At 42.2% G+C, this 15,634-nt stretch carries 10 protein-coding genes and 1 pseudogene; all 11 read right to left on the bottom strand.

Annotation, left to right across the window (positions count from 1 at the left end):
* Window position 1: 1 nt before the first annotated feature.
* Window positions 2-814, bottom strand: coding sequence for a 50S ribosomal protein L2 (gene rplB / locus CPBP_RS00400; protein WP_350332082.1), 813 nt, complete (start codon window positions 812-814; stop codon window positions 2-4).
* A pseudogene (locus CPBP_RS00395) lies at window positions 811-1,142 on the bottom strand (50S ribosomal protein L23). Before CPBP_RS00395 ends, rplB begins: the two are co-directional and overlap by 4 nt.
* Window positions 1,142-1,765: a 50S ribosomal protein L4 gene (gene rplD, locus CPBP_RS00390; protein WP_350332081.1), complete on the bottom strand. Its 624-nt coding sequence runs from the start codon at window positions 1,763-1,765 to the stop codon at window positions 1,142-1,144. The pseudogene CPBP_RS00395 and the gene rplD overlap by 1 nt, the downstream one beginning before the upstream one ends.
* Window positions 1,766-1,779: 14 nt before the next feature.
* Window positions 1,780-2,496 (bottom strand): 50S ribosomal protein L3, encoded by a 717-nt coding sequence (gene rplC / locus CPBP_RS00385; protein ID WP_350332080.1) that lies wholly within the window; start codon window positions 2,494-2,496, stop codon window positions 1,780-1,782.
* Window positions 2,497-2,508: 12 nt separating this feature from the next.
* Window positions 2,509-2,814, bottom strand: a complete 306-nt coding sequence (gene rpsJ, locus CPBP_RS00380; RefSeq protein ID WP_350332079.1) for a 30S ribosomal protein S10 — start codon at window positions 2,812-2,814, stop codon at window positions 2,509-2,511.
* Between the two features lie 66 nt (window positions 2,815-2,880).
* Window positions 2,881-4,071, bottom strand: a complete 1,191-nt coding sequence (gene tuf / locus CPBP_RS00375; RefSeq protein ID WP_350332078.1) for an elongation factor Tu — start codon at window positions 4,069-4,071, stop codon at window positions 2,881-2,883.
* A gap of 17 nt (window positions 4,072-4,088) precedes the next feature.
* Complete coding sequence (gene fusA, locus CPBP_RS00370) at window positions 4,089-6,170, bottom strand: elongation factor G (protein WP_350332077.1); 2,082 nt, start codon at window positions 6,168-6,170, stop codon at window positions 4,089-4,091.
* A gap of 7 nt (window positions 6,171-6,177) precedes the next feature.
* On the bottom strand, window positions 6,178-6,648 hold the full coding sequence (rpsG, locus tag CPBP_RS00365; RefSeq protein ID WP_350332076.1) for a 30S ribosomal protein S7: 471 nt from the start codon (window positions 6,646-6,648) through the stop codon (window positions 6,178-6,180).
* Between the two features lie 12 nt (window positions 6,649-6,660).
* The gene (gene rpsL, locus CPBP_RS00360; RefSeq protein WP_350332075.1) at window positions 6,661-7,032 is read right to left on the bottom strand and encodes a 30S ribosomal protein S12; all 372 of its coding nucleotides are present in this window, start codon (window positions 7,030-7,032) and stop codon (window positions 6,661-6,663) included.
* A 181-nt stretch (window positions 7,033-7,213) separates the two neighbouring features.
* The gene (rpoC, locus tag CPBP_RS00355) at window positions 7,214-11,338 is read right to left on the bottom strand and encodes a DNA-directed RNA polymerase subunit beta' (RefSeq protein ID WP_350332074.1); all 4,125 of its coding nucleotides are present in this window, start codon (window positions 11,336-11,338) and stop codon (window positions 7,214-7,216) included.
* Window positions 11,339-11,358: 20 nt separating this feature from the next.
* On the bottom strand, window positions 11,359-15,549 hold the full coding sequence (gene rpoB / locus CPBP_RS00350; RefSeq protein ID WP_350332073.1) for a DNA-directed RNA polymerase subunit beta: 4,191 nt from the start codon (window positions 15,547-15,549) through the stop codon (window positions 11,359-11,361).
* Window positions 15,550-15,634: the final 85 nt, after the last annotated feature.

Raw genomic sequence — 15,634 nt, 5'->3', positions numbered from 1 at the left:
TTTACTTACTACGACGACGAATAATGTACTTTTGAGTAAGCTTGTTACTACGTGTACGATTACCTTTTGTACCAATACCCCATGGTGTTTTCCAGTTCATACCACCATTTGTACGACCACCGTGTGGGTGATCTACTGGGTTCATCGCGATACCGCGAACTGTTGGGCGAATACCTTTCCAACGAGAACGACCAGCTTTACCTGAATTTTCGTTCTTGTGATCTTGGTTAGATACTGCACCAATCGTTGCATAACACTCAGAGTGTACAACACGAAGCTCACCCGACTTTAATTTCAACTGAGCCATATCACCATCACGTCCAACTAATTGAACAAAGGCACCCGCTGCACGAGCAATCTGACCGCCTTTACCAATTTTTAATTCAACGTTATGAACCAATGTACCAATTGGAATATTGCGCAATGGCAATGCATTTCCAGGCTTAATGTCCGCAGTAACGCCAGATTCAACCTTATCACCAACTTTTAAACGTTGTGGAGCAATAATGTATGACAACGAAGCATCTTGATAGCGAATCAACGCGATAAAGCTTGTACGGTTTGGATCGTATTCCAAACGCTCAACTGTTGCTACACCTGCTGTACGACGCTTAAAGTCGATCATACGGTAACGGCGTTTGTGACCACCACCCTGGTGACGAACTGTAATTCGCCCAGTGTTGTTACGACCACCTTGCTTACGAAGACCCTCTGTCAATGACTTTTCGGGATCTCCCTTCCAAAGGCTTGACTTGTCAACTAGTACTAGTTGACGACGCCCTGGAGTGACTGGTTTAAAAAACTTTAAACTCATTTTATCATTCCTGCACTAAGATCTATAGATTGACCCTCGGCTAAACGCACGTAGGCCTTTTTCAGATCTGATTGTTTTCCAATACGACCGCGGAAACGTTTTACTTTTCCTTTAAGGATCGTTGTGTTGTGTTTTTTTTAACCTTTACACCGAAAATATTTTCAATCGCTTGCTTTAGTTCATGCTTTGAAGCATCAACTGCAACCTTGAAAACTACACAATTTTTCTCCGCACAAGCGGTTGCTTTTTCAGTAATGTGAGGTGCGCGAATAACGCTGTATTGGCGTTCTTTGCTAATCACATGAACTTTACGACTTCCGTGATTCATCATTTCTTTAATCGCTCCTCTAATTTCTTTACAGCTTCCTGTGTAATTACCAAAGTATCGCGGCGCAAAATGTCATAAACATTTGCACCCATAGATGGTAAAACATCCATTTTTGGAATGTTTTGAATCGCACGGAAGAAGTTTTCATTCACTTGATCCGCACCAATAAATAACGCTGATTCAAAACCAAATGCACCAAGCTTTGCTTTCAATTCTTTTGTCTTATGTGAAGACATATCGAATGAATCCACAATGATTAATTTATTTTCAGCCGCTTTCTGAGACAACGCACAACGCAATCCTAATGCACGCACTTTCTTTGGAAGATCATGTGCATGGCTTCTTGGATGAGGTCCATGAGCCACAGCACCCTTACGGAACTGAACGCTTCTTAAAGAACCTTGACGCGCATTACCCGTACCTTTTTGACGGAATGGCTTACGTGTTGTACCGCTAATCATACTTACTGTACGTGTAGAGTGTGTTCCTTGACGACGCTTTGCAAGTTGCCAATAGACAACGCGTGCTAAAATGTCGCGACGAACCTCTACGCCAAATACTGATGAGTCTAACGCGAGATCACCAGTTTTCTTGTTATCAAGACTTAAAACTTGAGTTTTCATCGTTATACCCTACCCTATTCAGCTTGTTCAGAATTTGCGTTTGAAACAGCGCTATCCGCTTTGCGAATTGCAGCTGGGAAAGGCAAATCTGTTGGAAGTTTTTTCTTAACTGCGTCACGCACTAATACAAATGTACCTTGTGCACCAGGAAGAGCTCCTTTTACTAGAATCAATCCCTTTTCGACATCAGTTCCAACGATTTCCAAACTCATCACAGTACGTTGTTTATTTCCCATCTGTCCTGGCATTTTCTTTCCAGGAATAACACGACCGGGATCTTGACACATACCTGTTGAACCAGGAACGCGGTGAGCTAACGAGTTACCGTGAGACGCACGACCACCACCAAAGTTCCAACGCTTCATAACACCGGCAAATCCTTTACCTACGGATACGCCTGTTACGTCAACGTGTTGACCTTTAATGAAATGATCGACGGTGATTTCATCACCAATATTTAATAACGCATCTTTAGAAACACGAAACTCAGCCAATTTGCGCTTTGGTTCAACCCCAGCTTTTGCAAAGTGCCCACGAAGGGGTTTACTTACATTTTTAGGGTTAATTTTTCCAACGCCCAATTGGATTGCTGAGTAGCCGTTCTTTTCTTCAGTGCGAACAGTTACCACTTGGCACCCCTCAACCTTAAGGAGTGTTACGGGGATGTGCATGCCATTCTCGTCGAAAAAACGAGACATGCCAACTTTTTCCGCAATTAAACCAGTACGCATAGTCCAATTCCTTTATAATTTAATTTCTACCTCAACACCTGATGGAAGATCTAATTTCATTAGAGCATCCACAGTTTGAGGCGACCAGTCAATAATATCCAAAAGACGCTTGTGTGTGCGAATTTCAAATTGTTCGCGTGATTTCTTGTCCACGTGAGGTGATCTGTTAACAGTATAACGTTCTGTACGTGTTGGTAATGGAACGGGTCCACATACCTTTGCACCAGTACGTTTTGCTGTGCTTACAATTTCGCCTGCAGATTGATCAAGAATCCCACTGTCAAACGCCTTTAAACGAATACGAATATTTTGTGCCATACTACATCCAACTTAATAAAAGTTCAAGAGCTCTCTGTAAAAGAGAGCTCTTTTTTTATGAATTAATTACTTAACGACCTTTGATACAACTCCAGATCCGATTGTACGACCGCCTTCACGGATCGCAAAACGTAAACCTTCATCCATCGCAATTGGTTTAATCAACTCAACATCGATCGTAATGTTTTCACCCGGCATAACCATCTTCACACCTTCTGGAAGTTTTACAACACCAGTTACGTCCGTTGTACGGAAGTAAAATTGTGGGCGATATCCATCAAAGAATGGCTTGTGGCGTCCACCTTCAGCTTCAGTCAAGATATACACCTCTCCTTTAAAGCTTGTGTGTGGCTTAATTGAACCTGGTTTCGCTAAAACTTGACCACGTTCGATTTCTTCGCGTTTAATACCACGAACCAACGCACCAATGTTATCTCCAGCTTCACCACGATCCAATAACTTACGGAACATTTCAACGCCTGTAACAGTTGTTTTTTGAGTATCTTTCAATCCAACGATTTCAACTTCATCACCAACGTTTACTACACCGCGCTCAACGCGACCAGTAATAACAGTACCGCGACCAGAAATGGAGAATACATCTTCAATTGGCATCAAGAATGGAAGATCAACAGCACGAGCTGGTTGTGGAATGTAAGTATCCACAGCATCCATTAACTTGTGAATAGCTTCTTTACCTAATGCACCTTGATCGCCTTCTAATGCTTTTAATGCGCTTCCACGGATGATTGGAATATCATCACCTGGGAAGTCATATTTGTTCAATAGATCGCGAACTTCCATTTCAACTAATTCTAGAAGATCTGGATCATCAGCAACGTCACACTTGTTTAAGAACACAACGATCGCTGGAACACCAACTTGGCGTGCCAAAAGAATGTGTTCACGTGTTTGAGGCATGGGTCCATCAGCTGCGTTAACAACTAGGATCGCCCCGTCCATCTGTGCCGCACCCGTGATCATGTTTTTAACATAGTCAGCGTGTCCAGGACAGTCAACGTGTGCATAGTGACGGTTTGCAGTTTCGTATTCAACGTGTGCTGTATTGATCGTGATTCCACGTGCTCTTTCTTCTGGAGCCGCGTCGATTTGATCATACGCTTTAAATACCGCACCACCAGTTTCTGCTAATACTTTTGTAATAGCAGCTGTAAGTGATGTTTTACCATGGTCAACGTGACCGATAGTTCCGATATTACAATGAGGTTTATTTCTCTCAAATTTTGCTTTAGCCATGTGTTAGTTTCCTTTCCTTACTTTCCAGCCATTTTTTCAGCAACTTCATCCGCGACGTTCTGTGGTGCAGGCGCATAATGATCAAATGTCATTGAATATTGCGCTCGCCCCTGACTCATTGAACGCAGGGTGTTAATGTAACCAAACATATTCGCCAATGGAACCAACGCTGATACAACGCGAGCATTACCTCTAGATTCCATTCCTGAAACTTGACCACGACGGCTGTTCAGGTCGCCAATAATGTCTCCCATATATTCATCAGGTGTCACCACTTCGACCTTCATCATGGGTTCTAATAATACAGGTCCACAACTGCGGATTCCTTCACGGAAAGCAGCGCGACCGGCAATTTCGAACGCCATAACGCTAGAGTCAACATCGTGGTAAGCTCCATCTATTAGTGACGCTTTAAAGTCAATAGTTGGGAACCCGGCGATAATACCATTATCCATGGCATCCCGTATACCTTTTTCTACACCAGGAATATACTCTTTTGGAATTGCTCCACCAACTACTTTATTTTCAAAAGTAAAGCCAATGCCTCGTTCTTGCGGTTCGAAAATCAATTTGATTTTCGCATATTGACCCGCACCACCCGATTGCTTTTTGTGTTGGTAGTCAATTTCAAATCTCTTAGAGATTGTTTCGCGATACGCAACTTGTGGTTGACCCACATTTGCATCTACTTTATATTCGCGACGCATGCGATCAACGATGATTTCTAAGTGAAGCTCACCCATACCTTTAATCACTGTTTGGCCAGATTCATGATCAACGCTTACGCGGAATGATGGATCTTCAGTCGCCAAACGATGTAAAGCTACACCCATTTTTTCTTGGTCTGCTTTTGTTTTTGGTTCAACAGCAACTTCGATAACGGGTTCTGGGAATTCCATCTTTTCAAGAATGATGGGCTTCACTGTATCGCATAACGTGTCTCCTGTTGTGGTTTCTTTTAATCCACACAGGGCAACGATGTCACCAGCTCTAGCTTCTTTGATATCTTCACGGTTGTTCGCATGCATCTTTAACATACGACCAATACGTTCACGCTTATCTTTAGTAGAGTTCAAGACGTAACTACCTGCTTCAAGCACACCTGAATATACACGTGTAAATGTTAAGCTTCCCACGAATGGGTCAGTCATAATCTTAAACGCCAAACCAGAAAATGGTTCTTCGTCAACGAACTTACGAATAGCTTTAGTTTCCGAATCAGGCAAAATACCTTCAACTTCGCCTAAATCTGCAGGTGATGGAAGATAATCCACAACCGCATCCAACAATGTTTGAACACCCTTATTTTTAAAGGCTGATCCACACAAAATTGGAACGAATGAGAAAGCAACCGTACCCTTACGAATACACTTTTTCAAAACTTCTTCAGAAGGCTCTTCACCCGCTAAATATGCTTCTAATGCTGTATCATCTTGTTCAACCGCAGTTTCAACTAATTTTGCACGCCATTCAGCAGCTTGTTCTTGCATGTTCGCAGGAATATCAACATAGGAATATTTAGCTCCTAAGTCTTCACCTTCCCAGATAACAGCTTTCATTTTCACAAGATCAATGATCCCAGCAAATTCAGCCTCGTTACCAATTGGAAGATTAATCACCAATGGAACAGCTCCTAAACGGTCGATAATCATATCAACAGTGCGATAGAAGTTTGCCCCCATGCGGTCCATTTTGTTTACGAAACAAATACGTGGAACGCTGTACTTATCTGCTTGACGCCAAACTGTTTCAGATTGAGGCTCAACACCCGCAACGCTGTCGAACACAGTTACAGCACCATCCAATACGCGTAATGAACGTTCTACTTCAATCGTAAAGTCAACGTGTCCGGGCGTATCGATAATGTTGATGTTGTGATCATTCCAAAAACACGTGGTAGCAGCAGACGTGATTGTAATACCACGCTCTTGCTCTTGTTCCATCCAGTCCATAGTTGCTGCACCTTCGTGCACTTCACCAATCTTGTATGTCTTACCCGTGTAATACAGAATGCGTTCTGTTGTTGTTGTTTTACCCGCATCAATATGGGCCATAATCCCAATATTGCGGTACTTTTGATAAGGAACACTACGTGACATTGTTCACCTACCAGCGATAATGTGCAAATGCACGGTTAGCTTCTGCCATCTTATGCGTGTCTTCACGCTTCTTCACGGCAGTTCCACGCTTTTGGTATGCATCGATGAACTCATTAGCCAAACGTTCAGTCATTGTATTTTCAGAACGTTTACGAGCCGCATCAATCAACCAGCGGATTGCTAACGCCAATGCACGAATCGGGCGAACTTCAACAGGAACTTGATATGTTGCCCCACCTACACGGCGAGAACGCACTTCAAGCTCAGGCTTCACATTAGAAAGAGCTTCATGAAAAAGCTCAACTTCTGGACGACCTAGTTTTTTGTTAGCACCCATCAACGCATCATAAACGATGCTTTCAGCAACGGATTTTTTTCCGTCATACATAAGACAGTTAACAAATTTTGTAACAATTTTATCCCCGAACTTTGGATCGGGCAGAATTTCACGCTTTTCAGCGGCGCGACGACGAGACATTTATATTCCCTCCTATTTCGGACGCTTTGTACCGTATTTCGAACGGCTCTTTTTACGATCTTTAACCCCTTGTGTATCTAACGCACCACGAACGATATGGTAGCGCACACCGGGAAGGTCTTTCACACGTCCACCGCGAATCAACACGACAGAGTGTTCTTGTAAGTTATGTCCCTCACCTGGGATATAAGCAGTTACTTCAAAGCCACTTGTTAAACGCACACGAGCAATTTTACGCAAAGCCGAGTTAGGCTTCTTTGGCGTAGTTGTCGTAACACGAGTACAAACCCCACGACGTTGGGGACATGCTTTTAAAGCAGGAACCGTATTTCGTACCACACGTGGTTCACGTGGTTTACGAATTAATTGGTTAATAGTTGGCATTCCACTATCCTTTTTTAATTAATAAATATAGATGCAATAAATGATTATGCATCCGATTTGCTGGGCTTTACCCCCAGCTCACTTTTGGCAGATTGATTGCTCAATCCGCACACTTCAGCCCCTTCTCCATAAGAAAAAGGGGCTTACTCAAACTTTAACCAGCTACATCTAAGATGTCACTTTAAGCCTTGTGAGCCTCAAGCAACTGACGATCTTTTTCAGCGGCCAAACGTCTTATTTGACGCGTCATACTTCCAGTACCTGCAGGAATCAGACGTCCAACAATAACGTTTTCCTTTAAACCTTTAAGTCTGTCGACTTTACCAGCAATCGATGCGTCCGTCAATACCCTTGTTGTCTCTTGGAAAGAGGCAGCAGAGATAAATGAACGCGTTTGCAACGATGCCTTTGTAATACCCAGCAATACGGGTCTTCCCTTAGGAGGTGATAACCCTTCAGCTTCAGCCTTAGCCACTTCTAATTCATAGTCTTCTTTTTCCATGACTTCACCTGCAGAGAATGCTGTATCCCCTGAATGAGTAATTTCAACTTTACGCAACATTTGACGAATGATCATCTCAATGTGCTTATCATCGATCTTCACACCTTGCAAACGGTACACTTCTTGAATTTCATTGATCAAGTAATCCGCCAATGCAGGAACACCCAATACTTGCAAAATATCATGAGGAACACGATGTCCGTCCATAATGATGTCTCCTCGACGAACAAAGTCACCTTCTTGAACCATCACGTACTTACCTTTTGGAATCATGTATTCAACACTGGGTTGACTTTCATCCTGAGGCGTAATAATGATACGACGCTTGTTTTTGTAGTCTTTTCCAAACGTTACTTGACCATTAACTTCACAGATAATCGCACAGTCTTTAGGTTTACGAGCTTCGAACAATTCTTCGATTCTCGGCAAACCTCCCGTAATGTCACGAGTCTTTGACGTTTCAACAGGAATACGTGCTAACACTGTTCCAGCACCGACTGTCTGACCGTTTTGAACGCTCAGAACTGCATCTGCAGATAAGAAATAACGCGCTTCCATACCGTTATCCAAAGTAATTGGATTTCCTTTTTCGTCAACAATCACAACACGTGGTTTTAATTTCGCACCACGAGACGACTGTTTCCAATCCATAATTACGCGACTAGAAATACCTGTTGATTCATCTAATGTTTCACGAACCGACACACCATCCACAAGATCCAAGAAAGTAACCTGACCTGCTCGTTCGCTTAGAACTGGCAATGTATAGGGATCCCACTCAGCCAAAACTTGACCGCGCGTCGTCATGTCATTTTCTTTAACGTTCAATTTCGCACCATAAGGTAATCTATGACGCAATTTTTCACGGTTCAAATTATCTAACAGCAATACATCCGTATAACGGTTCAATACTATCAAGGCACCATCATCTCTGGTTACAAAGTGAGAGTTATCAAAGGCAACTTTACCTTCGATCGGTGCTTCAACTGCAGATTGTTCAGCACTACGTTGAGCAGCACCACCGACGTGGAACGTACGCAATGTTAGCTGAGTTCCAGGCTCTCCAATGGATTGAGCAGCAATCACACCCACAGCTTCACCTTCGTTCACCATGGTTCCACGGGCAAGGTCGCGACCGTAACATTTCGCACACACACCGTCTTTAGATTCACACGTTAATACGGAACGAATCTTAACAGCGTCAACGCCAGAATTCGCAATGCGATCCAACAAGTCTTCATCGATCAATTGTGCAGCAGACATCAACACTTCATTTGAGATTGGATCCACTAGCTCTTCTGCCGTCACACGACCCAAGATACGGTCTTCAAGAGATGCAATTACATCACCGCCATCAATCACTGATTTAACGGTTAATCCCTCTGTCGTGCCACAATCGTCTTCAATAATGACACAGTCTTGTGCAACGTCAACCAGACGACGCGTCAAGTATCCAGAGTTCGCAGTTTTTAAGGCTGTATCCGACAATCCCTTACGTGCCCCGTGAGTCGATGTGTAATATTCCAAGACATTCAAACCTTCTTTAAAGTTTGAAATAATTGGCGTTTCAATGATTTCACCGGTTGTTTTAGCCATCAGTCCACGCATACCCGCCAACTGACGCATCTGAGCTGCAGAACCACGGGCACCAGAGTGTGCCATCATGTAAACTGAGTTCACAGGTTTTCCGGGTTCAATTGCAGAAATACCCTTCATCATTTCTTCAGTCACTTGATCCACACACTTTGACCATGCGTCGATCACCTTGTTTTGTTTCTCACCGCGTGTAATCAACCCGTCAAGATACAAAGTTTCATATTCCAAAACTTTCTTTTGCGTCGCTTCAACTAAACGTTGTTTAGCCGCAGGAACAACCAAGTCTGCCTTACCAAAGGAAATACCTGATTTACCAGCGTATTCAAACCCTAAGCCCATTAACTTGTCAGCAAAAATCGCTGTTGTTTTTTGACCGCAATGACGGTAAACGATATCCACAAGGTTTGTTGTCTCTTTTGACGTCAATGACTTGTTAATCATCGCAAACGGTAACAAGTGATGCTTTGGCATAATATTCCAAACTATCATACGACCAGGCGTTGTTTCATAACGCTTAGTGATCTTATTACCTTCTTCATCAACCCAAGGAACAAGTGCTTGAACTTTAGCGTGCATTGATACAACACCTTCATTCAATGCATATTCAATCTCACCCAAGGATGAGAAAATCATTCCCTCACCTTTTTCACCATCACGTTGCAAGCTTAAGTAATAAATACCTAATACAACGTCTTTTGATGGAACGATAATCGGACGACCGCTTGCAGGGCTTAAAATGTTGTTCGTTGACATCATTAATACGCGTGTTTCCAATTGAGCCTCAATGGACAATGGAACGTGAACCGCCATTTGATCTCCGTCAAAGTCAGCGTTAAATGCTGTACATACTAACGGGTGCAAACGAATCGCTTTACCTTCGATCAATACTGGTTCAAACGCTTGAATACCCAATCTGTGAAGTGTTGGTGCACGGTTCAACATTACGGGATGTTCGCGAATTACTTCTTCCAAGATATCCCAAACTTCCAAACGTTCGCGTTCAACCATACGTTTTGCAGCCTTAATTGTTGGCGCTAAACCATACTTTTCTAACCGCGCATAAACAAATGGCTTAAACAATTCCAATGCCATTTTTTTAGGCAAGCCACATTGGTGTAATTTCAAGTTTGGTCCAACGCAAATAACTGAACGACCAGAATAGTCAACACGCTTTCCTAATAGGTTTTGACGGAAACGACCTTGCTTTCCTTTTAACATATCAGAAATCGATTTCAATGGACGCTTGTTAGCACCTGCAATCACACGACCACGACGACCATTATCAAACAACGCATCAACAGATTCTTGCAACATACGTTTTTCGTTACGTACGATAATTCCAGGCGCTCGCAATTCTAATAAACGTTTCAAACGATTGTTACGGTTGATTACACGACGATACAAATCGTTCAAATCTGATGTCGCAAAACGACCACCATCCAATGGAACCAAAGGACGCAGCTCTGGTGGAATTACTGGAACAACATCCAACACCATCCATTCAGGACGTGAACTTGATCCTAAGAAATCATCCAACACTTTCAATGTTTTCAAAATCTTTTTGCGTTTAACTTCAGACGTCACTTCGTGCAAATCAACACGAGATTGCTCACGCATCTCGATCATGTCAATTCGCATTAACATTTTCTTTAATGCTTCAGCACCGATTCCTGCCGTAAACGCATCATCACCATATTCGTCTTGAGCATCAAAGTACTCTTCTTCACTTAACAGTTGGTTCTTTTTCAAGTCTGTTAAACCTGGGTCAATCACCACATAGTTTTCAAAGTACAAAATGCGATCTAAATCTTTTGCTGTCATATCCAATAACAATGACAATCTATTTGGTAATGATTTTGTAAACCAAATATGCGCAACGGGAGAGCACAACTCAATGTGCCCCATGCGTTCGCGACGCACTTTTGAAAGGGTAACTTCAACACCACACTTTTCACAAATTACGCCACGGAATTTCATACGCTTGTATTTACCACACAAACATTCATAATCCTTAATCGGTCCAAAAATACGAGCACAAAACAAACCATCTTTTTCTGGTTTAAATGTACGATAGTTAATGGTTTCTGGTTTCTTTACTTCACCATATGACCAGGATCTAATTTTTTCAGGGCTTGCAAGACCAATACGAATAAAGTCAAAATCGTCTGTTGCCTCAGGTCTCATAAATACCGTCTGTAAACTTTTCATCGTTGTTATTCCCTATCAGCCTAACTGTTCAACTCTTCTTCGCGACCGAATTCCATATTCAAGCCCAAAGATTGTAATTCTTTTACCAAAACGTTAAAGGATTCTGGAATACCAGATTCAAAGTTATCGTCCCCACGGATAATGGATTCGTATACCTTTGTACGTCCCGCAACGTCATCTGATTTAATCGTCAACATTTCTTGCAATGTATGTGCGGCACCATAAGCTTGCAGTGCCCAAACTTCCATTTCTCCAAAACGTTGTCCACCAAATTGAGCCTTACCACCCAATGGCTGTTGAGTAACTAAGCTGTACGGTCCAATTGAACGTGCGTGAATCTTATCATCAACTAAGTGGTGCAGTTTCAACATGTACAAACAACCCACAGTTGCTGGACGATCAAAGTAGTCACCCGTCCGTCCGTCCATCAAACGAACCTGCCCTGTTAATGGCAATTTGGCTTTTTCCAAGATACGATCAATATCAGCTTCCTTGGCTCCGTCAAATACTGGCGTTGCCATTGGCACACCTTTTTTCAACTTAGCCGCCATTTCAATTACATCTTCATCGCTTAACTTATCAATAGCTGCTACGTATTCATCTTTTTCATACACGTTTGTAAGCAACTCACGAAGCTCTTTAATATGCTTATGGTTTTCACGATACGCTTGTGCAGCAACATCAATTTGCTTACCTAATTCCATTGACGCCCAACCTAAGTGAGTTTCTAAGATCTGCCCAACGTTCATACGTGACGGCAAACCTAGTGGGTTCAAAATGATATCAACAGGTGTACCATCTTCAAGGAATGGCATGTCTTCTAAAGGAACAACCTTAGATACAACACCCTTGTTTCCGTGACGACCCGCCATCTTGTCACCAGGTTGTAACTTACGCTTAACTGCCAAGAAAACTTTTACCATTTTCAAAACGCCAGGCGCTAATTCATCACCTTGCTTTAGCTTTTCAATTTTTTCTTCAAAACGGTTTTGCAATAACGTTACAGTCTCGTCATGGGCAGCTTTTATCGCTTCAATATCGTGCATAACGCTTTCATCATCCACAATCAATTGACGCCATAAACCTTTTGTCATTCTCGCCAAAAGCGCGTCATTTACGACCTCGCCTCTTTTAAGATCTTCAACACTTTTCGGTCCTTTAACGATCTTTTTGCCCATCAACATGTCTTTTAAACGGCTTGAAAAGTTACGTTCTAAAATATCACGCTCAGCATCACGATCGTTTTTCAAGCGCTCAATTTCAGCAAGTTCAATCGCCATTGCTCGTTCGTCTTTATCCACACCACGACGTGAAAATACGCGAACGTCAACAACTGTACCGGCAACACCTGGGGATACTCTCAATGAAGAATCACGAACATCCGATGCTTTTTCTCCGAAAATTGCACGCAACAATTTTTCTTCTGGTGTCACTGGTGATTCACCTTTAGGTGTCACACGGCCAACCAAGATATCGCCTGGTTTTACTTCAGCACCAATCGCAATAATACCCGCCTCATCCAAATGCTTTAATGCTTCATCGCTAACGTTTGGAATATCACGTGTAATTTCTTCATTACCCAATTTTGTATCACGAGCAACAACTTCATACTCTTCGATATGCACCGATGTATAAACGTCATCTCTAGAAATACGTTCAGAAATAATGATAGAGTCCTCAAATGTATATCCATGCCACGACATGAATGTCACCAGAACGTTACGTCCCAATGCCAATTCACCCAATTCAGTAGCTGGACCATCGGCAATCACTGTACCTTTTTCAACAATCTCACCCACCTTAACCAATGGTTTTTGGTTAATACATGTGTTGTGGTTAGATCGTTGGAATTTAGATAAATTATAAATATCAACGTTAGATACAGACGCAGCTGTATCTTCTGTTGCACGAATCACAATACGTTTCGCATCAACTTGGTCAACAATTCCAGAACGCGCAGCTTTAACCACAGCCCCAGAATCCATTGCAACAATCTGCTCCATTCCCGTACCGATCAATGGGGCTTCACACTTTAACAACGGCAATGCTTGGCGTTGCATGTTTGATCCCATCAGTGCACGGCTGGTATCGTCATTTTCTAAGAATGGAATTAATGAAGCCGCCACAGACACAATCTGCTTAGGAGATACGTCCATCAAGGTAACTTCTGCTGCCGGAGCATTAATAAAGTCTCCCTTACGACGGCATAATACAAACGAATCAGCAAACGTATTACCCGCGTCAAGCTTAGAACTTGCCTGAGCAATTGTATGCTTTTCTTCTTGCAATGCGGACACGTATACGATTTCATTGCTGACTATTCCATCCGCAACTTTTAAGTATGGAGTCTCAATAAACCCATAATCATTAATGCGTGCAAATGTCGCTAATGAGTTGATCAATCCGATATTTGGACCTTCAGGTGTTTCAATTGGACAAATACGACCATAATGCGTTGGATGTACGTCGCGCACTTCAAATCCAGCGCGATCACGAGTCAACCCACCAGGCCCTAAGGCTGATAAACGACGCTTGTGCGTGATTTCCGACAATGGATTCGTTTGATCCATAAATTGTGATAACTGTGACGATCCAAAGAATTCACGAATAGACGCAGCCGCAGGCTTTGCGTTAATCACATCGTTTGGCATCATGTTTTCAATTTCCAAAGAACTCATACGTTCTTTGATCACGCGTTCAATACGCAACAATCCACCACGGTATTGGTTCGCCAACAACTCACCCACTGATCGCACACGACGGTTAGACAAGTTATCGATATCGTCAACTTCACCACGACCATCTTTTAAGTCTAACAACATCTTGACGATGCACAAAACATCTTTACGTGTTAAAACTCTTAAATCTTCAGGCAATGCTAAATCTAAACGACCGTTCAACTTCACACGACCCACAGCAGACAAGTCATACTTCTCTTCTTCAAAGAATAGTCCTTGGAAAATAGCATCCGCAGTTTCAAGAGTTGGTGGCTCACCTGGGCGTAATACACGATAAATATCCAGCAATGCATCAGCTTTGCTCATGTTGCGATCTGACATCAATGTGTTACGCAGATACGGCCCCATATTATTGTTATCGATCGCCAAAGTTGGAATTGTTTTAATTTTGTTTTGACCAAACAAATCCAACATCTTTTCGGTAATTTCATCACCGGCTGTCGCAATAACTTCACCAGTATCGTCAGACGTCATATCTTTGGAAACAAAGCGTCCCAAAAGATCAACATCACTAACACGAATCTCTGTCAAGCCATCTTCTTGAAGTTTCTTTGCTGTACGTTGGGTAATCTTAGTCCCCTTCTCAACAGCAACTTCATTTGTTTCAGCATTAATTAAATCTTCGACTAAGCGCTCACCCTTCCATTCTTCAGGAATGAAAGCAGTTTTCCAATCGGCTTTTGTACGCTTAAATAATTTTGTTTGATAAAAAAAGTTTAATAATTCTTCTCTGCTAAAGCCTTCAGCTTCTTCTAAGTTAAACTCTTCACCTCTAGCACGCTTTTCATTGCGTTTTGCTTCAGTAGCCTCATTGTCTAAGGCTAATAAGAATGTCGTTGCAAGTAACTTACGACGACGGTCAATCCTGACATACAACATGTCCTTAGGATCAAACTCAAAATCCAACCATGATCCACGATATGGAATTACACGGCATGAAAACAAGAACTTACCAGACGCATGTGTTTTACCATGATCATGATCAAAAAACACACCTGGTGAACGGTGCATTTGTGATACAACCACACGTTCAGTTCCGTTAAATACAAATGTACCTTTATCGGTCATTAAGGGCATATCGCCCATATATACTTCTTGTTCTTTTATATCACGTACAGTTTTGGAACCAGTATCTTTGTCCACATCCCACACAATTAATCGGAATGTTGTACGTAAAGGAGCTGCATATGTAGAATCCCTTTGTAAACATTCTTCTACGTCATATTTAGGAGTTCCTAAATTATATTTAATATATTCAAGTTGAGCACGCCCAGCATAGTCTTGGATAGGGAAAATAGACTTAAAAACTTCATCTAACCCACTGCCAATATCTTTTCCGTTTAACGTTCTTGAAGATAAGAACTCGTGATACGATTTTATTTGCAGCTGGATCAAGTCTGGCAAGGCTGCTTTTTCAGGAATACGACCAAAACTTTTGCGAATGCGGTTAATCCTGGTTAAGGACTGTGACATAAAAGCCTCTCTTTCAATTAGCAGTCTAAGATATAGAAACGTATAAAGTGGAGGGCCAAGCTGACCCCCCACTCAAAAAACAACA

It is taken from the genome of Candidatus Bodocaedibacter vickermanii (assembly GCF_014896945.1).
Taxonomy (GTDB): domain Bacteria; phylum Pseudomonadota; class Alphaproteobacteria; order UBA6184; family UBA6184; genus Bodonicaedibacter; species Bodonicaedibacter vickermanii.
The sequence above is the reverse complement of the archived record's forward strand: the minus strand, read 5'-3'. Positions and strand labels throughout refer to the sequence as shown.

Excerpts from the sequence above, each read along its gene's own strand:
- rplB (WP_350332082.1), bottom strand. The coding sequence starts at position 814 with ATGAGTTTAAAGTTTTTTAAACCAGTCACTCCAGGGCGTCGTCAACTA.
- rplD (WP_350332081.1), bottom strand. The coding sequence starts at position 1,765 with ATGAAAACTCAAGTTTTAAGTCTTGATAACAAGAAAACTGGTGATCTC.
- rplC (WP_350332080.1), bottom strand. The coding sequence starts at position 2,496 with ATGCGTACTGGTTTAATTGCGGAAAAAGTTGGCATGTCTCGTTTTTTC.
- rpsJ (WP_350332079.1), bottom strand. The coding sequence starts at position 2,814 with ATGGCACAAAATATTCGTATTCGTTTAAAGGCGTTTGACAGTGGGATT.
- tuf (WP_350332078.1), bottom strand. The coding sequence starts at position 4,071 with ATGGCTAAAGCAAAATTTGAGAGAAATAAACCTCATTGTAATATCGGA.
- fusA (WP_350332077.1), bottom strand. The coding sequence starts at position 6,170 with ATGTCACGTAGTGTTCCTTATCAAAAGTACCGCAATATTGGGATTATG.
- rpsG (WP_350332076.1), bottom strand. The coding sequence starts at position 6,648 with ATGTCTCGTCGTCGCGCCGCTGAAAAGCGTGAAATTCTGCCCGATCCA.
- rpsL (WP_350332075.1), bottom strand. The coding sequence starts at position 7,032 with ATGCCAACTATTAACCAATTAATTCGTAAACCACGTGAACCACGTGTG.
- rpoC (WP_350332074.1), bottom strand. The coding sequence starts at position 11,338 with ATGAAAAGTTTACAGACGGTATTTATGAGACCTGAGGCAACAGACGAT.
- rpoB (WP_350332073.1), bottom strand. The coding sequence starts at position 15,549 with ATGTCACAGTCCTTAACCAGGATTAACCGCATTCGCAAAAGTTTTGGT.